The organism is Bacillus sp. N1(2025) (genome assembly GCF_053470005.1).
On the sequence record NZ_JBLTJB010000001.1, the window covers coordinates 635,885 to 657,462 of the forward strand.

The window sequence follows — 21,578 nt, forward strand, 5'->3', positions numbered from 1 at the left end:
AAACAATGACTATAATAAACACAGAAAGGAAAATATATTTTTCAAAAATAGTATTGCATCACACTTAAAAAGTGTTTAAAATACAAGTTAACGAATAAATATTCAATTTTAAGAGATCAGTAGATATGGGGGAAATGAATCATGAAGAAATGGCTGTTGGTATTAGCTGCCGCATGTATCACCTTTGCGCTGTCCGCCTGCGGATCAGGCAATTCAGGATCAGAGGGCGGAAAGAACAAGCTGATTATGGGTACATCGGCTGACTATAAACCATTTGAATATAAAGACGGCGATCAGATCACCGGGTTTGACGTTGATCTGGCGAAAGCTCTGGGCAAAAAGACCGGCTATGACGTTGAGGTGCAGGACATGGACTTCAACAGCCTGATTACAGCCTTGAAGTCCAAGCAGGTAGATATGATTTTATCTGGAATGACACCTACGCCGGAACGGAAAAAGCAAGTTGATTTTTCTGATATTTATTATACTGCTAACAATATGATTGTTACGAAAAAGGGAAGCAGCATTAAATCCCTGAATGATCTGAAAGGCAAAACCGTCGGTGTGCAGCTTGGCTCCATTCAAGAGGAAAAAGGCAAGAAGCTCGCTTCGAAATACGGTTTTCAGCTCGAAGACCGCAACCGGATCTCAGATTTAACCGAAGAGATCAAATCCGGGCGTTTTGATGCCGCGATTATCGAAGACATCGTAGCACAAGGCTATTTCAATTCAAATCAAGATCTGCAGGGCTTTGCGTCAGCAGATGCGAAATCAGACGAATCGGGCTCCGCGATTGCGTTCCGCAAAGACAGTGATCTGACAGCGAAGTTTAACAAAGCGCTGAAAGAAATGGAGAAAAACGGAGAAATCGAAAAACTGAAGAAAAAATGGTTCACCAACGAGAAATAAAAGAAAGCTCAACTTTTCGTTGAGCTTTTTATCTTGAATAAAGACAAAGGAGATCACACGTATGAATTTGGATTTCTCAGCGACAATCCCCCAAATTCCTTTTATATTGGAAGGCCTTGCGGTCACATTGAAAATTGTGCTCGTTTCAGCGGTCATCGGTCTTGTTTTAGGAATCGTGCTCAGCTTATTTAAAATCAGCACGATCAGTCCGCTGAAATGGATTGCGGATTTTTATACTTCGATATTCCGCGGCACGCCGCTCGTGCTGCAGCTGATGATCATCTATTTCGGTATGCCGCAGCTCCTCGGCTTTCAGATCGATCAATTTTGGGCGGCGGTCACCGCATTATCGCTCAATTCGGCCGCTTACGTCTCTGAAATTATCAGAGCGGGAATCAACGCAATTGACAAAGGACAAAAAGAGGCTGCCGTCGCTCTCGGCGTGCCGTACGGAAAAATGATGAAAGATCTGCTGCTGCCGCAGGCGTTTAAAAACATTTCTCCGGCTATTATTAACGAATTAATCACCTTAACGAAAGAATCGGCGATCGTCACAGTTATCGGTCTCGGCGACATTATGAGACGGGCCTACCAGTCCGGCGCCGCAACATACAACTATTTAGAACCTCTTATTGTGGCGGGCTTAATCTATTACGTGCTCGTTTTGATCTTAGCATTCATCGGAAAAGGCGTAGAAAGGAAGCTGAAAGCCAATGATTAAGGTCGACAACCTGTCAAAATCATTCGGGAAACATGAAGTACTGAAAAACATTTCAACACAGATCGAAGAAGGGGAAGTCGTCGCTGTCATCGGCCCTTCCGGTTCCGGCAAATCAACGTTTCTGCGCTGCTTAAATCTGCTGGAAACCCCGAGCGGCGGAACGATTGCCATTAAAGAAAACGAAATCACCGCAGCTAAAACGAATAAACTGAAAGTGCGGGAAAATATCGGCATGGTATTTCAGCATTTTCATTTGTTTCCTCATAAAACGGTGCTTGAAAATATCACATACGCGCCGGTCAGCGTAAAGAAAGAGTCTAAAAAGGAGGCGGAGGAAAAGGCGTGCGCTCTCCTTGAAAAAGTCGGACTGCTTGACAAACGGAACGACTATCCGAACCGTTTGTCAGGCGGACAGAAGCAGCGGGTCGCCATCGCGCGGGCGCTTGCCATGAATCCTGACATCATGCTGTTTGATGAACCGACCTCGGCTCTTGACCCGGAAATGGTCAAAGAAGTTCTTGAGGTGATGAAAGAGCTCGCGCAGACGGGCATGACAATGGTGATCGTAACGCACGAAATGGGATTTGCCAAAGAAGTCGCAGACCGCGTATTATTTATGGATGAAGGGACGATCGTGGAAGACGGGCAGCCGGAAGAATTTTTTCTTTCTCCGAAGTCAAAAAGAGCACAGGACTTTTTAGAAAAAATATTATAAAATATAACTGGAAGAAAAGAAGAAGAATGCTCTTCTTCTTTTTTTGAGAAAGAAACAAACAGAATGGAGCAAGCAATGTTTAAAATCGGTTACCGCACACTAAAGACCGCACTTGGAACGGCGCTGGCCATTTATTTAGCCCAGCTGTTGCATCTGCAAAACTTCGCATCCGCAGGAATCATCACCATATTGTGCATCCAGATTACGCAAAAGCGGTCGCTTCAGGCCTCGTGGGCCCGATTTGCCGCCTGTTTATTGGCAATCGTCTTCTCATATGTCTTTTTCGGGCTGATCGGCTATTACCCGTTTGCGATCGGAATATTGCTGGTGCTCTTCATTCCGACTACAGTCGTTTTAAAAATAAACGAAGGGATCGTCACCAGCTCAGTAATCATTCTTCATTTATATATGTCCGGCGGCATTACGATGGCGTTTATCTGGAATGAGTTCCAGCTGATCACCGTAGGTATCGGCGTCGCACTGTTAATGAATCTGTATATGCCGAGCCTTGACAGAAAACTCGCGGCGTACCGGAAAAAAATCGAGGACAACTTTTCTGTCATTTTCGCCGAAATCGAACGGTATTTGTTAACTGGTGAGCAAGATTGGTCGGGGAAGGAAATACCGGAGACGCACCAGATGATTCAAGAGGCGAAAAACCTCGCCTATCGGGACGTGCAGAATCATATTTTGCGCCATGAAAATCTTTACTATCATTATTTTAAAATGAGACAGAAACAATTTGAAATCATTGAACGGCTGCTGCCGAAAATTACCTCTATTTCAATAACGGTGGAGCAGGGCAAAATAATCGCCCATTTCATCCATGAATTAAGGGAAGCCATTCATCCCGGCAATACCGCTCATAAATTTTTAAAAAGACTTGCAGAAATGAGAACGGAATTTGAAGAAATGCCGCTCCCGGCAACGCGGGAGGAGTTTGAAGCTCGGGCTGCTTTGTTCCACCTCCTCGGTGAGATGGAACAATATCTCGTGATTAAAAGTTATTTCAAAGGCATCAAGCTGTAAAAAACATATGGATCAATCGCATGAGTCCTCCTTTCATTGGTCATTCTAATGAAAAAAGGAGGGGAGCCCATGCGATTTTTTTTATTGTCAGCCGCCCTGCTGCTGTCTCCGCTTTGGCCGCTTGGCGCAAACCCTTTGCCGGGTGACCCTTATATTATCGTCAATAAAGCCACAAATGCGCTTGCTGTTGTGAAGGATAACCGAATAGAAGGCATTTATCAGGTGGCGACGGGAAAAACGGATGATTTGACGCCTGAAGGAGAATTTACGGTAACGGTCAAAGCCGTCAATCCGTATTACCGGAAGAAAAATGTAAAGGGAGGCGCGCCGGAAAACCCGCTCGGCGTCCGCTGGATTGGTTTTGACGCGAAAGGAACCGACGGCAGGATATACGGCATTCACGGAACAAACAGAGAAGAGCTGATCGGGGGGTTTGTATCAAACGGCTGCATCCGTATGAAAAACCGGGATGTCATCCGTATTTTCCGGATTATCCCTCCCGGAACGAAAGTATTGATTACAAAAGAAAACCGCTCATTCGAGGACATTGCAATAGAGCGGAAAGCCCTCATAAAAAAGCAGGAAACCCCCTTGCAATGAGGCGCCTGCTTTTTTACCGCAAATACATCATAATGCCTGAGAGGAGGGTTGAAAGTATAAATACGCCCAAAATGACGATGACGGCGCTTTTCATAAATTTTTGAGACATTGTTTCACTCCTTAAGATTACTGTCTATCATTTTAACGTGTTTTGCTTGTATGAACAAGCCATATCCTATGGCGGAAAGCAGGTGGCCGCGCTATGAAAAAACTTGATCATGTCGGCATTGCCGTCAGCTCTATTGATGCCGCGAGAGGATTTTACGAACGGATGCTCGGGCTTACGTATATGGGAGACGAGCTGGTAAGCGGCCAAAATGTGAGAGTTGCTTTTTTAGAAGCGGGAGGCACAAAGCTTGAGCTGATTGAGCCGCTGTCGGACGCGTCTCCCGTCAGCTCTTTTTTACAGAAAAGAGGTGAAGGACTGCATCATTTGGCATTCCGCTGCGCCGATATGAAGGAAACGATCAAGGAGCTTGAATCATGCCGCATGACTTTGATCCATCATGAACCGCAAAACGGCGCGGGCGGGAAGAAGATCGCATTTCTCTCTCCAAAAGAGGCGAACGGGGTCCTGATTGAGCTTTGTGAAACAATTGAAAAAGGAGAAACTCAAGATGAGCATGAGTGATCATATCAGACACTTAAACGAAAGACGTTCCTTTTTAACAAACGGCGGCGGAGCGGAAAAAAATGAAAAACAGCACAAAAAAGGCAAGCTGACGGCAAGAGAAAGAATTGACTATTTATTGGACGAAGACAGTTTTTCAGAGCTGCAGCCGTTTGCCAAAAGCCGCATGCCCGGGTCCCGGAATGCTCCGGGAGACGGCGTTGTTACCGGATACGGCACAATTGACGGACGGCCCGTGTATTTGTTTGCCCATGACTTTACCGTACTCGGCGGGACGCTCGGCGAGACACATGCGGAAAAAATCGCGGCGGTGATGGATCTGGCGGCGAAAAACAAAACCCCGATCATCGGGCTGAACGACTCAGGTGGTGCGAGAATTCAAGAGGGTGTGGTATCATTAAATGGATACGGTCATATCTTTAGGCGCAACGTCCTTTACTCGGGAGTGATTCCGCAAATTTCTGTCATCCTCGGGCCGTGTGCCGGCGGTGCTGTTTATTCACCCGCATTGACGGATTTTGTGATTATGGCGGAACATACGTCGCACATGTTTATTACAGGCCCGAAAGTCATTGAACAGGTTACGGGTGAACAGATTGACGCGGAAAGTTTAGGCGGTGCGGGAATACATAATGTGATAAGCGGAAATGCCCACTATTCCGCACGAACGGAAAAAGAGGCTCTTTCCGCTGTTAAAACCCTGCTTTCTTATCTCCCGCACGGCGGACAGACGGCATCACCCGTTAAAAAGGAAGACGCCAGACCGTTATTAAACACCCTCGTTCCCGCGGACAGTTCGAAACCTTACGATGTGTTACAGGTAATAAAAGAGCTGGCGGATGACGGAACGTTTTTTGACATTCAGCCGTATTTTGCCAAAAACATTGTTGTCGGTTTTCTGAAACTCGGACGGCGTACAGTCGGTGTTGTCGCAAACCAGCCGAAACACTTGGCGGGGAGCCTCACGATTGATGCCGCTGACAAAGCGTCGAGATTCATCCGTTTTTGCAACGCGTTTCATATTCCATTATTGACGATCGCTGATGTTCCGGGATTTCTCCCAGGCCTTCAGCAGGAACATGCGGGAATCATCCGTCACGGAGCAAAATTGCTGTATGCTTTTGCCGAAGCGACGGTGCCGAAAGTGACGCTCATCATCAGAAAAGCTTACGGAGGCGCCTATGTCGCCATGAATTCGAAAGGGCTCGGGGCAGATCTTGTATTCGCCTGGCCCAATGCGGAAATCGCCGTGATGGGAGCGGAAGGCGCGGCGTCGATTTTATACAGCAGAGACATACAGGCTTCTGACGACCCGGAGAAAACGAAGCGCGAAAAAAAAGCCATTTACGAAAAGGAAAACGCCGGTCCGTATAAAGCGGCGGCCTGCGGAATGGTGGATGATATCATCCGGCCGGAAGACTCGAGGAAAAAATTGATTCAGGCATTTGACATGCTTGCGCATAAGGAAGAGGAAAGACCGAAAAAAAAGCACGGTAATATACCGCTTTAAACGGAGGGAACTGAAAATGGTAAACGAAAAACGTCTGCTTGAAGAATTTCTTGAACTCGTTCAAATTGATTCAGAGACAAAACATGAAGCGGAAATCAGCAAGGTGCTCAAACAAAAATTCACTGATTTAGGATTGAGCGTAAAAGAAGATGATACAAAAGAAGTGACGGGGCATGGCGCCGGCAACTTAATCTGTACGTTAAAGGGCACAAAAGATGCGGATACGATTTATTTCACATCGCACATGGACACGGTTGTCCCGGGCAAAGGCGTTAAGCCGATTGTGGAAGACGGCTATGTAAAATCCGACGGCACGACGATTCTAGGCGCTGATGATAAGACGGGACTTGCCGCAATGTTTGAAGCCATTAAAGTGCTGAAAGAACAAAACATCGAGCACGGCACCATTGAATTCATTATCACGGCCGGAGAAGAATCGGGATTAGTCGGGGCAAAAGCAATGGATCGTTCAGACATTACCGCGAAATACGGTTTTGCGCTTGATTCAGACGGAAAAGTCGGCAACATTATTGTAGCCGCGCCGACACAAGCGAAAGTGAGAGCAACCATTTTCGGGAAAACGGCTCATGCGGGAGTAGAACCGGAAAAAGGCATCTCCGCGATTACAATCGCGTCAAAAGCGATCTCTAAAATGCCGCTCGGCCGTATTGATAAAGAAACAACGGCTAATATCGGACGTTTCGAAGGCGGCACGCAAACCAATATCGTCTGCGACCAGGTTGATATTCTGGCTGAAGCGCGTTCATTAGTGCCTGAAAAAATGGAAGCGCAAGTGCAGAAAATGAAAGAAGCTTTCGAATCTGCTGCAGCTGAGATGGGAGGCCGCGCGGAAGTGGACATCGCGGTCATGTATCCGGGTTTCAAATATCAGGACGGCGATCAGGTTGTGGAAGTCGCGAAAAAAGCGGCGGCAAAAATCGGCCGGCCGAGCGAACTTCAGACAAGCGGCGGCGGAAGTGACGCAAACGTCATTGCCGGCCATGGCATTCCGACAGTCAACCTGTCAGTAGGCTATGAACAAATCCATACGAAAAATGAAAAAATGCCGATTGAAGAGCTCGTCAAAACGGCGGAAATGGTCGTTGCCATTATCGAAACAGCGGCCAACTAAAAACGAAGCACCCAGTTGATTGGGTGCTTTTTTCATTCTTCATAATAATTGGCTTAAAGCATTGCAGATACAAGAAAAAAACCCTGCCGGATAGGTTCCGGCAGGGTTTCAGTATTATGATTTGGCGGGCTCCGCCTGAGCCGCAGCTTGTTTCTTTTTATGATGCGTCTGCTGTAAAAGTACATTCTGCACTGTCAAAAACAGTCCGCTTGTAAACCAGTAAAGCGGCAGCGCAGCCGGTACGTTAAGTGAAAAAACGGTCATCATGACAGGGAAAATAAAGACCATGATTTTTGCTGACTGCATCGCGGCCGGATTTTGAGCAGCCGGTGAATATTTCTCGTTTAATTTTTGGGAAATATAAGCCTGTAAGAAATACATGGCCCCCGCGCACAGTGATACAAGAATATCTGAATGCCCTAAGCTGAACCACAGAAATGAGTGTGAAGCGATTTCCGGCGTTGAGCGGATGGCGTAATAAAAACCGATCAAAATCGGGAATTGCACCAGCATCGGAAGACATCCCATTGCCATCGGATTCAGATTGTGCTCACGGTAAAGCTTCATCATTTCCATTTGCAGTTCTTTTTGTTTTTCCGCATCTTTCGTTTGTTTCATTTTAGCCTGAATGCTGTCGACCTGCGGTTTGATCACAGCCATTTTTTCCTGGAACACCCGCTGTTTCTTAAATTGGTTCACAAACAAAGGCAATACAACGATCCGGACGATAATCGTCACCAGAATAATCGACAGTCCGTACTCACCGTGGAACAGGCCCGCCACACCTTTTAAAAGTGCCGAAAACGGCTCGATCAGGTAATCGTGGAAAAAACCGATATTCCCGAGGCCTCCCGTCTGAGTCTGAGATGTCGCCGCAAAAGCCGAGCGGCCTGTGCACAGTACGATAAAAAATAATCCGAATGCGATCCATTTTTGATATGTTTTAGACAATTATGTCTCCTCCTTTTTATCTTCACTTGCCGTTATAAAAGGAGGGAGCTGACATCTTCATCATCATTCGCCGGTGAATTCATGCGGATGACTTTACGTATCCAAGTTGTAATGCGATGATATATAATAATAAGAAAGTCTGTTCGGTTCAGCTGAACGACTGCTTGATGTTCATCTATTCGTTTCGTTCTCCAATGCTCGCCTGCGCGGCGCTCACGCAAAAGAAAAGCGATGCCGATCGCGGTCAGAGCGGGAAGAATAATTGTGAAAAAATCGACTAAAAATAAAAAGTCATTCATTGACTCAAGAATCATTTTATCACATCCATTCAGCTCTTATTTTACTACATATATATAAGGTTGTCTATGAAAGGAAAGGAGGCGCCGGGAGTGGCCGGAAAAGGGAGAATTATATTTCATATCGATATGAATAGTTTTTATGCCTCCGTAGAAATGGCGTATGATCCGTCTTTAAGAGGAAAACCTATCGCCGTTGCCGGAAACGTGAAGGAACGGAAAGGAATCATCGTCACCTGCAGCTACGAAGCGAGAGCGCGGGGCGTAAAGACCACCATGCCGGTGTGGCGGGCAAAACGCCTCTGTCCGGAACTCATCGTCGTGCCTCCGAATTTTGACCGCTACCGGAGTTCGTCAAAAGAAATGTTCAGCATTCTGAGGGAGTATACGGATTTAGTCGAGCCTGTTTCTATTGATGAAGGATACATGGATATTACGGACACACCGCACAGACACAGGGCGTATGAGACAGCCGAAGACATTCAGGCGAGACTGCAAAAAGAGCTTTTGCTTCCGTCAAGCATCGGCATCGCCCCGAATAAATTTCTCGCCAAAATGGCGTCTGACATGAAAAAACCGCTCGGCATCACCATTTTAAGAAAAAGAGAGCTGCCGGACGTCTTATGGCCTCTTCCGATTGAAGAGATGCACGGTATAGGAACGAAAACTGCGGAAAAAATAAAAACGCTCGGCATCAAAACGATCGGTGATTTGGCAAAAGGAGATGAACATGCGCTGAAAACGCTTCTCGGCATAAACGGCCCGAGGCTGAAGGATAAAGCGAACGGCATCCATCCTGCAGAAGTCAATCCCGAGCGGATTTATGAATTTAAAAGCGTCGGCAACTCATCCACCCTGTCGCATGATTCGGCTGACTGGGATGAATTAACGGGCGTGTTTGACCGGCTCGCGCTGTCTGTGAGCGAACGGCTCCAGCGTAAGGAGGTCATGGCCTGCCGGCTGTTCATCATGATTCGGTATGCGGATTGGAAAACGGTCACAAGAAGCATGACCCTCAGCAATCCGGCTGATCAGAAAAAAGACATCATGGAAGCGGCGATGGAACTGTTTGACAAGCACTGGAACCAAAATCCGGTAAGGCTTCTCGGCATCACCGGGACGGAACTGGTTGAAAAACAGCAGGCGTATAAACAGCTTGATCTGTTTTCATTCAAGGAGGACGCAAAGGATGAGCCGATTTTTCAGATGATGAACGAGCTGAATGAAAAGTACGGCCAAAACCTGATCAGAAAAGGCGCCGTTATAAAAAAAGAAGAAAGCAAAACAAGGGGAACGAGCTTTAACAGAGACTTTTTTCAGGATGAAAAGAAAAGATGAATAACTTGAAAAAAGGGGTTATGTATGATAATTTCTTTAGTATAAATATCATTTTATTTTAATTTAAATTTTAAAATGGTTAAACGTTTGAAGAAGGGACGTTAGAATATGTCAAAACAACAAATCGGAGTTATCGGTCTTGCGGTAATGGGTAAAAATCTGGCTCTTAACATCGAAAGCCGGGGATTTTCTGTGTCTGTATACAACAGATCAAGCAGCAAAACGGAAGAGTTTTTAGAAGAGGCAAAAGGCAAAAATGTTGTCGGTACATACAGCATTGAGGAGTTTGTCCAGTCTCTTGAAACACCCCGTAAAATTTTATTAATGGTTAAAGCGGGAACTGCAACGGATGCGACGATTCAATCTCTTCTTCCTCATCTGGAAAAAGACGATATTTTGATTGACGGCGGAAATACATACTATAAAGATACACAGCGCCGGAACAAAGAGCTTGCCGAAAGCGGCATTCACTTTATCGGAACGGGTGTATCAGGCGGTGAAGAGGGAGCGCTGAAAGGGCCTTCTATTATGCCGGGCGGCCAAAAGGAAGCGCACGAACTCGTGAAACCGATTCTAGAAGCCATTTCTGCTAAAGTGGACGGAGAAGCTTGTACGACATACATCGGCCCGGACGGAGCGGGGCACTATGTAAAAATGGTGCACAACGGTATCGAATACGGTGACATGCAGCTGATCTCTGAGTCATATTTCATTCTGAAACAGGTGCTCGGACTGTCTGCCGAAGAGCTTCACGAAGTATTCGCTGAGTGGAACAAAGGAGAGCTTGACAGCTATCTGATCGAAATCACGGCTGACATTTTCACTAAAAAAGATGAAGAAACGGGCAAACCGCTTGTTGACGTCATCCTTGATAAAGCAGGCCAAAAAGGAACGGGTAAATGGACAAGCCAAAGCGCTCTTGACTTAGGCGTTCCGCTTCCGATTATCACTGAATCTGTTTTTGCGCGTTTCATTTCCGCAATGAAAGAAGAGCGTGTGAAAGCAAGCGGCCTTCTGTCCGGACCAGACGTTAAGCCGGTCACTGAAAATAAAGAAGAGCTGATTGAAGCGGTCAGAAAAGCGCTCTTCATGAGTAAAATCTGTTCTTACGCACAAGGCTTCGCCCAAATGAAAGCCGCGTCTGAAGAGTATAACTGGGATCTGAAATACGGTGAAATCGCGATGATTTTCCGCGGCGGCTGTATCATCCGCGCGGCGTTCCTGCAAAAGATCAAAGACGCGTATGACCGTGAACCGGAGCTTGACAACCTGCTGTTAGACAGCTACTTCAAAAACATTGCAGAAAGCTACCAAGGCGCCCTTCGCCAAGTGATTTCACTTGCCGTAGCCCAAGGCGTGCCGGTACCTTCGTTCTCAAGCGCACTTGCGTATTACGACAGCTACCGTACGGCAGTGCTTCCTGCAAACTTGATTCAAGCGCAGCGTGATTACTTCGGCGCGCATACGTATGAACGCACAGATAAAGAAGGCATTTTCCATACTGAATGGATGAAGTAATGAAGAAGCCCCCGCAGTTATTGCGGGGGCTTTTCTGATATTAAAAACCGCGGGCCGTCATGAACGGCGCCGCGGTTTTTGATGTTTTCTTATATATTCCACCAGTGGAGACCGTCTTTTTCAAGAAGATCGTCCGAAGCTTTCGGTCCCATTGACCCGGCTTCATAATTCGGAGAAAGGGTTTTGTCGGCTGCCCACGTTTCGGAAATCGCATCGACGAAATTCCAGGAAAGCGCCACTTCGTCCCAATGGGCAAAGTTTGTCGCATCACCGAGCAGACAGTCATGGATTAATTTTTCATAGGCTTCCGGTGTGTTCATTTCATCACTGCAGTTGCTGCAGTAATCCAGCTTAATCGGCTGAGCATGAGCGGCTCCGCCTAATTTTTTAGCGTTCAGATATAGTGTAATGCCTTCATCCGGCTGAATATGGATGACAAGCAGGTTCGGATTTACATTCGTTTCATTGCCGTAATAAAGGTTCATCGGAATGTCTTTAAATTGAACGACGATTTTCGTTGATTTTTCTTTCATCCGTTTCCCTGTGCGGATATAAAACGGAACGCCGGCCCAGCGGAAGTTATCGATTAACAGCTTTCCGGACACGAATGTTTCCGTATTGGAATCCGGTGCTACATTTTGTTCATCTGTATAGCTCGGTACAGCGTTTCCGTCAATCGTTCCCGCTTGGTATTGTCCGCGGACGAAGAAGTCACTCACTTCGTTTGGAGCGACAGGGCGGAGAGCTCTCAGCACCTTCACTTTTTCGCTGCGGATTTCTTCTGTGTTCAGTTTAATCGGCGGTTCCATTGCCAAGAGAGCGACCATTTGTAAAATATGGTTTTGAACCATGTCACGGAGTGCGCCTGATTTCTCGTAATATCTCGCACGATCCTCAACGCCGAGATCCTCACTTGACGTAATCTGGATGTTTGAGATGTAGCGGTTATTCCACAGCGGCTCAAACAGCGCATTCGCAAACCGGATGACTTCGATATTTTGAACCATTTGTTTGCCTAAGTAATGGTCGATCCGGTAAATTTGATCTTCCGTGAAAGCTTCGCGTATTTCTTTGTTAAGCTCTTTCGCACTCGGCAGGTCATGGCCGAACGGTTTTTCAATGACGAGACGGGACCAGCCATTTGTCGCTGTGACACCTTCGTTTTTAAGTGATTTTGCGATAGTGCCGAAAAACTCAGGAGCCATCGCCAAGTAAAACATTCTGTTGTTCGGGATTTCATATGTATGTTCAAGCTGATCAAGCAGGACATTCAGCTCCTGATAGGAACCCGGATTCGTTACATCAAACGGATGGTAATAAAAATGAGATGTGAAATCGTCTATGTCTTTTTGCCCGGCAGAAGAAACAGACGTTTTAACGGTTTCCCGGAGGTCCTCGTTTGACCAAGGTCTTCTTCCAACACCTACAACTGCAAACTCTTCACCAATTTGACCATTTTTATATAAACGGTGAATGGATGGGTAAAGTTTTCGTTTTGCCAAATCCCCTGTGGCACCAAATATTACAATTACTGCTTTTGGTTTGTCGTTTGTTTTCACTTAGAGTACCTCACTTTATCTGAAGCATGGTTTAAAACCCCGCATATTTCCTTCATTTTAAATCTAAAATTCGTTGAAAGCAAACATTTCAGCCTGTTTTTTGCGGTTTGCGGAAAAAAATTAATCAGGCCGGAGAAGGCCCGGGTGAATTCACATTTTCAGCCTGATCCTGTATCCTTAGTAGTACAAAGATCTAGGAGGAAGCATTGTGGAATTATTATTTTTAGGGACGGGGGCCGGCATGCCGGCAAAGACGAGAAACGTAACGTCCGTCGCGCTGAAGCTTCTTGAAGAAAGGCGTTCCGTATGGCTGTTTGATTGCGGAGAAGCCACTCAGCATCAGATATTACATACAACAATCAAACCGAGGAAAATTGAGAAGATTTTCATCACCCACCTTCACGGCGACCATGTTTACGGTCTTCCGGGTCTGTTGGGGAGCCGTTCATTTCAGGGCGGTGAAGAAGAGCTGACGATTTACGGGCCAAAAGGCATTAAAGCCTTTATCGAAACAAGCCTGCACGTGACGGCGACTCATCTGACGTATCCTCTTACCGTACATGAAATCGAAGAGGGGACGGTTTTTGAAGATGAGCAATTCATTGTTACCGCAGCATCCGTCATTCACGGCGTGGAAGCGTTCGGCTACCGGGTTCAGGAAAAGGATATTCCCGGCGCGTTGCAGGCCGGCAGATTGAAAGAAATGAATATCCCGCCCGGACCCGTCTATCAGAAAATCAAAAAAGGCGAAACGGTCACACTTGACGATGGCAGAATCATTAACGGGCGGGATTTTTTGGAACCGCCGAAAAAAGGGAGAATCGTCGCTTTTTCCGGGGATACGAGGGCATCAGAGCGGGTAACGGAGCTGGCGCGCAATGCGGATGTGCTTGTTCATGAAGCGACGTTTGCCAAGGAAGATGCAAAGCTCGCACATAATTATTATCACGCAACGACAGAACAGGCTGCGCAAACGGCAAAAAAAGCAGGCGCCAAACAGCTGATTTTAACTCATATCAGCGCAAGGTATCAGGGTGAATCGCCGATAGAGCGTCTCGAAAATGAGGCGAAAGCGGTATTTGAGAACAGTAAGATCGCATTTGACTTCATGGAGGTCACTGTGGAGCGGTCTTAAAAAATAGACGCTTGACATTTTTTTCTGATGAGATATAATAAAACGTAATAATTACGATTTGTATAAGGGGTGAAAATGATGCGTGTGAATGTTACATTGGCCTGTACAGAGACAGGGGACAGAAATTATATCACGACGAAGAACAAACGGACGAATCCGGACCGGTTAGAAATGAAAAAGTATTCACCCCGGTTGAAAAAGTATACTTTGCATCGTGAGACCAAATAGATCACGATAACAAAAGCCATTGTGCCGTTGCACAATGGCTTTTGTTTTATCAGTTTACCGCCTGATAGGCAGGAGCATTCATTTGCTGGCGCACCGCGCACCAAACATCATAAATGGCAAGGTGGACGATGTGCGGTTCATCGTGGTGAATGGCATGAGAACTGTTTTTGGCCTGAATCCATCCGCTTTGATAAGAGACATCAAGCATGCTTCTGTGCAGTTTCACCCATTGTTCATGAGCGTGCTTTAAGTGCTCATCCCGCTCTCCCGATGATAAAATCAACAGGGGCATATCGCCGAAATGAATCTGCTGATGCTTGATCTGACGAAGGCTCGTCAAAAATTCCGCGTGTGATCCTTCCAATATGAACTGTTTCAAATAGGCGGCTTTCATTTCTTCGGGAAGAAGCGGAAGCACTTTCGTCTCCTGATCCTCAGAAACCGGATCAAGCATCACCATCCCGAGAATATCCCGGCGGTTCCGGCTCGCCCAAAGTCTGCTGATAATCGCGCCGTATGAATGCGAGACGACAAGATAAGGAGGCTCGACGCCGGCCTTCAGAAGAAGAGCGTTTAATTCCTGTACCATGTGGTCCGCCGTTCTCTTGTTTCGGCTTTGTCCGCTTTTGCCGATTCCGGCTCTGTCATATGTGAAAACCCCAAATTCTTCATCTATGTCAGCGAGTAATGATGTCCATGTTTCAGAAGAAGTGCCGTAGCCGGCTTCAAAGACGATCGTCACTTCGCCGGCGCCTTTACGGTGTTTCGTATAAAACGGACACCCGTCAATCAGATATGTCCTTTCCATCCATGCTGCTTTCATTGGAGTCATCCCCTCTAATTGGTTCTATAGGGAAGACGGAGAAGCTTCGGCAATCGTTTCTCAAAAAATAAAAAAAGAGACAGCCGGATCGAAAAACTCCGGCTGTCACTTCATCACCATGCTCTGTCGTATTGAACCGGTGACGGTATTTCAGTATTCAGCTGCTTCGCTGCACTCCTTGCAAAATGCGGATCGCGCAGAAGTTCTCTTGCGACAAAAATAAGGTCAGCGCGGTTGTTTTGCAGAATTTCTTCCGCCATTGTTCCCGTCGTTATCAAACCGACGGCGCCTGTTGCGATTTCGGCCTGTTCACGGATTTTCTCCGCAAAGCTCACTTGGTAGCCTGGGAAGACGTTAATATCAGCTTGAACGAGTGCGCCTGAGCTGCAATCAATGAGGTCGACTCCCTGTTCTTTCATCCACTTCGCAAAACCGATATGATCCGCAATGTCCAGCCCTTTGTCTGTATAATCCGATGCAGAAATACGGACAAATAACGGGCCGTCCCAGACTTCCTTGACGGCTTCAATGGTCTCGCCTAAGAAGCGGTAGCGATTTTCATGTGAGCCTCCGTATTCGTCTGTACGGTGATTGGACAGAGGGGACAAAAATTCGTGCATTAAGTAGCCGTGTGCCGCATGAAGTTCAATAATGTCAAAGCCGGCTTCTTTCGCGCGCGCCGCTGCCTGTTTGAATTCCTGAATGGTTTCTTTAATTTGTTCTGTCGTCATTTCAGCCGGTGTTTTGGACTGCTCATCAAACGGAATGGCTGACGGAGCGTAAATGTCTCCCTCAAGCTCAGCTTTACGTCCGGCGTGCGCAAGCTGAATGCCGATTTTAGATCCTTGTGCTTTCACTTGTTCCGTCAGTTTGGCAAAACCTTCGATATGATCATCGCTCCAAATGCCCAAATCCTGATCGGAAATTCGCCCCTGCGGATTAACGGCTGTCGCTTCCACGATAATCAGGCCGACCTGTCCGATAGCACGCGATATGTAGTGCGCCATATGAAAAGGCTGCAGTTTTCCGTCCTTCTCATGTGAGGAATACATGCACATCGGTGCCATAACAATACGGTTTTTGATCGTTACATCTTTAACGGTCCATGGTGTGAATAATTTTCTGGCCATTTATTTCGCCTCCCGGAATGTTTTAGACATTGATTATAACAATTCATGATCATTCAGTCATATAAACTGCTCACGACTGAGTGCATTGTTATTATTGTTCTGGAAGGGCATTTTTTTATACACATCGGTGCCGTATCTTCATAACAGGCATTTACAGCCGATCATATAGCAAATATAGATGAGAAACGCACCGATGACTGCGTGGCCTCCTTTGAACCAGTTTGTCAGGATGAAAATACTGCTGATGAAGATCACCGCGCCGAAGGCACCGAATATTCCGTTTTTTTGAGCGGCTCTGAAATCGTCGGCGCTCATATTTTTCAGCTGCAAGTGAATATTCAGTAACGTCATGATCGGCAGCAATGTAATAACGCCTGATAAAAATAAGTATTTCGATTTGCTTAAATACGCGGCGGCCACCATAATGGTGCCGCCGATAAAAAATTGAATGAGAAAACTCATGCTGAAACGCTCACCTTCTGTTTGTTATCAAGTATAATGATGGAGACATTGCCATTTTATTTTTGATTGATGTATAAGTAAACTAAATATAACTAATGCATTGGATAATAAAGAATGATATCTGGGAGATGAAGCCGGTTGGATTTAAAGAAGCATTTAGCCTTTATTAAAACGGTTGAAAGCGGCAGCCTGACCCAAGCCGCTGCCATATTGAATTACACACAGCCGAACATCAGCCAAATGATCAGTAAATTAGAGGAAGAGTACGGTTTTCCGCTTTTGATCAGACAGCGGCATGGAGTGAGGCCGACCGCAAATGGCTTGAAAGTGTTACATATTATGAAGGAAATTCAAAAAAACTATGAAAAACTGTCTGAAACCGTTGATAATATTAATGGGTTAGAAAGAGGGGAAGTCCGGCTCGGCACTGTTACGAGCGTGGCGGTAAAATGGCTGCCGAAAATTTTGAGGGAATTTAATGAGCTGTATCCTTCCATTAAGGTGCATTTGTTTGAAGGAAATTCTACTGAACTGGAAGAATGGCTGAAAGATGACCGGATTGATGCGGCGATCGGGACATCCCACAGCGAGAAGTGGCATTTTTACCCGTTGGCAGAGGACCCGATTGTAGCGGTGATGAGCCCACAGCATGAATTGGCGCAATGTGAAACGGTTCCGTTACATGTCATGGAGTCCGTCAAATGTATCGTGCCTTATCCGGAGACACATTTTGATGTGCTGAAAGTACTGAAGGAAGAAAAGATCACGCCGCGGGTCGCCTATCAAATCAGAGGGGATGAAGCGATTATTGCAATGGTGCGGAACAATCTGGGGATCAGCATCTTGCCGCAGCTTTTGGTGAATGATTGTGATGTGCTCATCAAACGGTTCGACCGGTATGTCTCCAGGCAGCTCGGCATTTTGACAGCTCATGCAAAGGAGACGCAGACACCTTCTGTCCAGAAACTGATTCAATGTATACAAGAATGGGTTGCAGTCCATCAGGCTTCTGTCTGAAGAAGCCTGATATGCGTTTAAGCCGGTTCAGCATAATAGACCAGCATAAAATATGTCACCGGTTCATCCGAGGAATTAAAATAACTGCGGCGTCGCTCCGGCAAACTGAAGGGCATCGCCCGAAGTCAGCACATGCTTTTCGTCATAAAGCTCAACCGTCAATTCACCGCTTTTGATTAAAATGTATTCTTCCCCTAAATGTGATGTTGCCTCATGGGCGCAGCCCGGCTTCAGGTCAACTATGCCTTGAAAACAAAAAGTCTGACCGTGACGGTGGTGTCGGGCTTTCGTCTGTTTATATAAAAAGGGCATCAACGGCACATGCTGTTGATGCTTTTTTTGACATGCTAGGGTTTGGAGAGCACTTCAATTCCGACGTTGACCATTTTGTCCAGTCCCATAAAAGACAGGCAGATTTTGGCGCGTCTTTTCCTTTTATCGATCTTTTTAATAATGCCTTCCATTCCTTTAAGAGGCCCTGAGGCAACGGTTACTTTTGAATTTTCAATATAGACTTTTGAATAATCTACAGTGTCTCCTTCTCCGATCAGCCTGATAATAGGGAGGATTTCTTCATCCGTAATTGTCGTGAAATAGGTTTTACGCTCTTTGGAATAATATGCGCCGTTATTCACGATTCTGCATGAAATGGGGAGTTCTTTGATTTTATGAAATGTCCGCTCTGTCATCTTCGTTTTAAACAGCACATATCCCGGAAACATCTTTTTGAGTGCCTCGTATTTGATTCCGGCTTTTCGTTCTGTGACTTTTTTCTTGGGTATGATTGAGTAGAGAGCCTGCTCATCAAACTGCAGACGCAGAAATTTTTGAACTGTTTCTTCTTTTCCCGACTCTACAAAAAGTGCGTACCATTTCATGACTGGATCCTCCTTAGAATAATAAGAAATTATTATACAAAGAAAGTATTTAATGGATAGTATTTAAAGTGATTAAAAATTTTTCTAATTCGTCTTTTTTTTACATAATATATGAAAATGAAAAATAAGTATAGACCCAATTGACAGAGAAGCGATGAATTTTCTTTGACATGAAAAGGGTTCAGGGAATTATCTGACATTTATCCCGAAACAATTATGCCGACTGTCCACCGAATATAAAACTGTGGAATAAATGTCAGAAAATAACGAAATAAAGCCTTGACATTATTATCTATAAATTGATATTATTCTCTTTAAATAGCAACTATTTGTTAAATTTATTAAATTGATGTAAAGCACCTATTAAATTTCAATCGCTGTTTCGGCACGTTGAAGAGGAAATAGGGATTATAAAAATGATTGTAGTGTATATATCTACATATACATGATAAGGGAGAAGTGTGCCGTCATCGCTGTTTTCGGGCATATTGGCACTGCAGCTTGTCATGAGAAACATTCAGTAAACAAGCAATATGTTTTAATATAAATTATGTTAGAAAAGGAAAACACAATGCGTTTGCGATTTTTAAACCTGTGCTGAATCGCAAACGCGTTTGTGTTTTTATTTTTATGCCGGTGTTTACACCAGTCAATATATGAAAATAAGAGACATTTTTGTATGGAGAACCACATGTGATGTACAAAATTGGCGATGCGGAAAGGATGAGGATAAGATGCTTACGTTTGTGTTCCCGGGGCAGGGTTCTCAATTTAAAGGAATGGGAGCCGGACTGTTTGATGAATTTCAAGATCTGACACGTCAGGCTGATGACATATTAGGCTACTCTATAGAAGAATTGTGTCTGGAGGATCCGAATCACCAGCTGGGGAAAACGCAATTTACCCAGCCGGCGTTATATACGGTGAGTGCACTCAGTTATTTAAAGAAAATGAAAGAGTCCGGCAGAGAGCCTGATTACGCCGCAGGGCACAGTTTAGGAGAATATAATGCGTTATTTGCGGCCGGCTGCTTTGATTTTGAGACCGGTTTGCAGCTTGTAAAAAAAAGAGGGGAGCTCATGAGCAAGGCAGCTCCCGGAGGCATGGCGGCGGTTTTGGGGTTTACGGCTGAACAAGTAAAAGAGGTTCTATCCGATTATCATCTGACCGGCATTGATATCGCTAACCACAATTCACCTTCGCAAATTGTGATCGCCGGAACGAAACAAGACATTGAAAAAGCGGGCCCCGTCTTTGAAAAAGCCGGCGTGAGAATGTACCTTCCTTTAAATGTGAGCGGCGCCTTCCATTCCCGCTATATGAAAGATGCTGAAAAAGAGTTTGCAGATTATTTAGAAGAAACGGCGTTTTTGCCTCTTCGTTTTCCGGTGATCTCAAATCTTCATGCCGCACCTTATAAGAATGATGAAATCAAAACAAATCTGACTCTGCAAATGACCAATCAGGTAAAGTGGACGGACACGATACGCCGTCTGATGGGACTTGAAAATAATGAAATTGCAGAAGTCGGGCCCGGGGAAGTGCTGACAAAACTGACGCGTCAGATTAAAAAAGATGCCGTCCCATTACCTATGCCGAAAGAAGAGTCTGATACTGCTGATGTTAAAGCATCGGCAGCTGATTCGCAAAAAACGGCGGGAATGAGATTAGGGAACGAAGATTTTAAAAAAGATTATAACATCCAATATGCTTACATGACGGGCTCCATGTACAGGGGAATTGCTTCGGAACAGATGGTCATTAAAGCGGCAAAAGCGGGAATGCTGGGCTTTTTCGGAACGGGCGGATTGAGTATCGAACGGATCGGACAGGCCATCGGAACCATCCGGTCTGCACTGCGGCAAGGGGAAACATTCGGAATGAATCTTCTTCATCATATGATGTCACCTGACAAGGAAGTCAGAATGATAGATTTATATTTGAAAAACGGCATTCATCTTATTGAAGCATCGGCATTTATGGGCATAACCCCCGCTCTCGTGATATACAGGGCAAAGGGATTAAGCAGGAATCATGACGGGTCGGTGTCAGTTCAAAACAGAATCATCGCGAAAGTATCCCGGCCTGAAGTCGCTGAGGCCTTTCTAAGTCCGGCTCCGGCTCATGTGCTGGAAAGACTTGTGTCTGATAATCGGCTGACAGCCGGGGAAGCGGCGCTTGCAAAAGAAATTCCGATGGCTGATGACATTTGCGTTGAAGCGGATTCAGGAGGGCATACCGACCAAGGGATTCCGTATACATTAATGCCTGCCATGATCAGACTCAGAGACCGCATGATGGAGAAGCACGGTTATGCGAAAAAAGTAAGAATCGGCGCAGCGGGCGGCATCGGCACTCCGGAAGCGGCTGCTGCGGCGTTTCTGCTCGGCGCCGAATTTATCGGAACCGGTTCTATTAATCAATGCACGGTCGAAGCCGGGACAAGTGATTCAGTGAAAGATCTGCTTCAGGAAGCGAACGTGCAGGATACGTCATACGCTCCCGCGGGAGATATGTTTGAAGCGGGAGCAAGGGTGCAGGTGCTGAAAAAAGGCCTGTTTTTCCCGGCAAGAGCCAATAAACTCTTTGACTTGTACAGACAATACAATTCTTTAGATGAAATAGATGAAAAAACGAAAACATTAATTGAAGAAAAGTATTTCCAGCGCAGTTTTGAAGAGGTGTATGAGCAGTTGAAACGTGATAAATCTCCTGAGCAGATCGCCAAAGCCGAACAGAATCCGAAACACAAAATGGCGATGGTATTTAAATGGTATTTTTCTCATACGACAAGGCTCGCTCTGGAAGGAAAAAGCGAAAGTAAAATAGATTACCAAATTCATTGCGGCCCTGCGCTCGGCGCGTTTAATCAATGGGTGAAAGGAACCCCGCTTGAAAATTGGAGAAACAGGCATGTCGATCTGATCGGCAAACAGCTTATGGAAGAAACAGCCGGCCTTCTTGCGCAAAGGCTGGTATCGATTACAGGCTGAGTA

General features: G+C 45.7%; 23 protein-coding genes. 14 read left to right on the top strand and 9 right to left on the bottom strand.

Annotated features, from left to right (window positions below):
• The first annotated feature begins 141 nt into the window (after positions 1-141).
• The 5 genes from ACNFN4_RS03580 (at position 142) to ACNFN4_RS03600 (ending at position 3,974) form a co-directional block, all read left to right on the top strand.
• Positions 142-909: a transporter substrate-binding domain-containing protein gene (locus ACNFN4_RS03580; RefSeq protein ID WP_014418331.1), complete on the top strand. Its 768-nt coding sequence runs from the start codon at positions 142-144 to the stop codon at positions 907-909.
• A 61-nt stretch (positions 910-970) separates the two neighbouring features.
• On the top strand, positions 971-1,630 hold the full coding sequence (locus tag ACNFN4_RS03585; protein ID WP_003153227.1) for an amino acid ABC transporter permease: 660 nt from the start codon (positions 971-973) through the stop codon (positions 1,628-1,630).
• Entirely contained in the window at positions 1,623-2,345 is a 723-nt protein-coding gene (locus ACNFN4_RS03590; protein ID WP_003153229.1) for an amino acid ABC transporter ATP-binding protein, read from the top strand. The genes ACNFN4_RS03585 and ACNFN4_RS03590 overlap by 8 nt, the downstream gene beginning before the upstream one ends.
• A 75-nt stretch (positions 2,346-2,420) precedes the next feature.
• Positions 2,421-3,374, top strand: coding sequence for an aromatic acid exporter family protein (locus ACNFN4_RS03595; protein ID WP_007408388.1), 954 nt, complete (start codon positions 2,421-2,423; stop codon positions 3,372-3,374).
• 69 nt (positions 3,375-3,443) lie between these two features.
• On the top strand, positions 3,444-3,974 hold the full coding sequence (locus ACNFN4_RS03600) for a L,D-transpeptidase (protein ID WP_014418329.1): 531 nt from the start codon (positions 3,444-3,446) through the stop codon (positions 3,972-3,974).
• 13 nt (positions 3,975-3,987) lie between these two features.
• On the opposite strand, the gene prli42 is transcribed toward ACNFN4_RS03600, so the two are convergent.
• The gene (prli42, locus tag ACNFN4_RS03605) at positions 3,988-4,083 is read right to left on the bottom strand and encodes a stressosome-associated protein Prli42 (RefSeq protein WP_007408390.1); all 96 of its coding nucleotides are present in this window, start codon (positions 4,081-4,083) and stop codon (positions 3,988-3,990) included.
• A gap of 93 nt (positions 4,084-4,176) precedes the next feature.
• On the opposite strand from prli42, the gene mce reads away from it, so the two are divergent.
• Genes mce through ACNFN4_RS03620 form a run of 3 tightly spaced genes read left to right on the top strand, consistent with a single transcriptional unit; the run spans position 4,177 to position 7,247 of the window.
• Complete coding sequence (gene mce, locus ACNFN4_RS03610; protein ID WP_021494289.1) at positions 4,177-4,605, top strand: methylmalonyl-CoA epimerase; 429 nt, start codon at positions 4,177-4,179, stop codon at positions 4,603-4,605.
• Complete coding sequence (locus ACNFN4_RS03615; RefSeq protein WP_441388937.1) at positions 4,592-6,115, top strand: carboxyl transferase domain-containing protein; 1,524 nt, start codon at positions 4,592-4,594, stop codon at positions 6,113-6,115. Before mce ends, ACNFN4_RS03615 begins: the two co-directional genes overlap by 14 nt.
• Before the next feature lie 16 nt (positions 6,116-6,131).
• A complete protein-coding gene (locus ACNFN4_RS03620) occupies positions 6,132-7,247 on the top strand; it encodes a tripeptidase T (protein WP_003153237.1) in 1,116 nt (371 codons plus the stop codon).
• Between the two features lie 114 nt (positions 7,248-7,361).
• Here ACNFN4_RS03620 and ACNFN4_RS03625 read toward each other — a convergent pair whose 3' ends face one another.
• Together ACNFN4_RS03625 and ACNFN4_RS03630 are read right to left on the bottom strand one after the other, a co-directional pair.
• Complete coding sequence (locus ACNFN4_RS03625; protein WP_007408393.1) at positions 7,362-8,198, bottom strand: membrane protein insertase YidC; 837 nt, start codon at positions 8,196-8,198, stop codon at positions 7,362-7,364.
• Positions 8,199-8,230: 32 nt separating this feature from the next.
• Positions 8,231-8,512, bottom strand: a complete 282-nt coding sequence (locus ACNFN4_RS03630; protein ID WP_014418326.1) for a hypothetical protein — start codon at positions 8,510-8,512, stop codon at positions 8,231-8,233.
• Between the two features lie 75 nt (positions 8,513-8,587).
• Between ACNFN4_RS03630 and ACNFN4_RS03635 the strand changes: the two genes are divergently transcribed.
• Together ACNFN4_RS03635 and gndA are read left to right on the top strand one after the other, a co-directional pair.
• A complete protein-coding gene (locus ACNFN4_RS03635; protein WP_029973901.1) occupies positions 8,588-9,832 on the top strand; it encodes a DNA polymerase IV in 1,245 nt (414 codons plus the stop codon).
• A 108-nt stretch (positions 9,833-9,940) separates the two neighbouring features.
• Positions 9,941-11,350 carry an NADP-dependent phosphogluconate dehydrogenase gene (gene gndA, locus ACNFN4_RS03640; RefSeq protein ID WP_003153241.1) on the top strand — a complete coding sequence of 470 codons (1,410 nt, stop codon included), beginning with the start codon at positions 9,941-9,943 and terminating at the stop codon, positions 11,348-11,350.
• Positions 11,351-11,439: 89 nt separating this feature from the next.
• Here the strand turns inward: gndA and zwf are convergent, their stop codons facing one another.
• Positions 11,440-12,909 (bottom strand): glucose-6-phosphate dehydrogenase, encoded by a 1,470-nt coding sequence (gene zwf, locus ACNFN4_RS03645; RefSeq protein WP_012117935.1) that lies wholly within the window; start codon positions 12,907-12,909, stop codon positions 11,440-11,442.
• 208 nt (positions 12,910-13,117) lie between these two features.
• On the opposite strand from zwf, the gene rnz reads away from it, so the two are divergent.
• Both rnz and rpmG read left to right on the top strand, forming a co-directional pair.
• Complete coding sequence (rnz, locus tag ACNFN4_RS03650) at positions 13,118-14,044, top strand: ribonuclease Z (protein WP_014418324.1); 927 nt, start codon at positions 13,118-13,120, stop codon at positions 14,042-14,044.
• 78 nt (positions 14,045-14,122) lie between these two features.
• Positions 14,123-14,272 (top strand): 50S ribosomal protein L33, encoded by a 150-nt coding sequence (gene rpmG / locus ACNFN4_RS03655; protein WP_003153246.1) that lies wholly within the window; start codon positions 14,123-14,125, stop codon positions 14,270-14,272.
• Positions 14,273-14,321: 49 nt separating this feature from the next.
• On the opposite strand, the gene ACNFN4_RS03660 is transcribed toward rpmG, so the two are convergent.
• The 3 genes from ACNFN4_RS03660 to ACNFN4_RS03670 all read right to left on the bottom strand — a co-directional run bounded on the left by ACNFN4_RS03660 (position 14,322) and on the right by ACNFN4_RS03670 (position 16,687).
• Positions 14,322-15,095 carry an alpha/beta fold hydrolase gene (locus ACNFN4_RS03660; protein WP_061862372.1) on the bottom strand — a complete coding sequence of 258 codons (774 nt, stop codon included), beginning with the start codon at positions 15,093-15,095 and terminating at the stop codon, positions 14,322-14,324.
• Between the two features lie 113 nt (positions 15,096-15,208).
• Positions 15,209-16,225, bottom strand: a complete 1,017-nt coding sequence (gene namA, locus ACNFN4_RS03665) for an NADPH dehydrogenase NamA (protein ID WP_003153250.1) — start codon at positions 16,223-16,225, stop codon at positions 15,209-15,211.
• Positions 16,226-16,363: 138 nt separating this feature from the next.
• The gene (locus ACNFN4_RS03670; RefSeq protein WP_025649870.1) at positions 16,364-16,687 is read right to left on the bottom strand and encodes a GlpM family protein; all 324 of its coding nucleotides are present in this window, start codon (positions 16,685-16,687) and stop codon (positions 16,364-16,366) included.
• Between the two features lie 138 nt (positions 16,688-16,825).
• Between ACNFN4_RS03670 and ACNFN4_RS03675 the strand changes: the two genes are divergently transcribed.
• Entirely contained in the window at positions 16,826-17,704 is an 879-nt protein-coding gene (locus ACNFN4_RS03675; RefSeq protein ID WP_012117931.1) for a LysR family transcriptional regulator, read from the top strand.
• Positions 17,705-17,779: 75 nt separating this feature from the next.
• On the opposite strand, the gene ACNFN4_RS03680 is transcribed toward ACNFN4_RS03675, so the two are convergent.
• Together ACNFN4_RS03680 and loaP are read right to left on the bottom strand one after the other, a co-directional pair.
• Positions 17,780-18,016, bottom strand: coding sequence for a cupin domain-containing protein (locus ACNFN4_RS03680; protein ID WP_061862371.1), 237 nt, complete (start codon positions 18,014-18,016; stop codon positions 17,780-17,782).
• A 35-nt stretch (positions 18,017-18,051) separates the two neighbouring features.
• Positions 18,052-18,582, bottom strand: coding sequence for an antiterminator LoaP (gene loaP, locus ACNFN4_RS03685; protein WP_022552995.1), 531 nt, complete (start codon positions 18,580-18,582; stop codon positions 18,052-18,054).
• Between the two features lie 734 nt (positions 18,583-19,316).
• Between loaP and fabD the strand changes: the two genes are divergently transcribed.
• Positions 19,317-21,575 (top strand): ACP S-malonyltransferase, encoded by a 2,259-nt coding sequence (fabD, locus tag ACNFN4_RS03690; protein WP_021494282.1) that lies wholly within the window; start codon positions 19,317-19,319, stop codon positions 21,573-21,575.
• Positions 21,576-21,578: the final 3 nt, after the last annotated feature.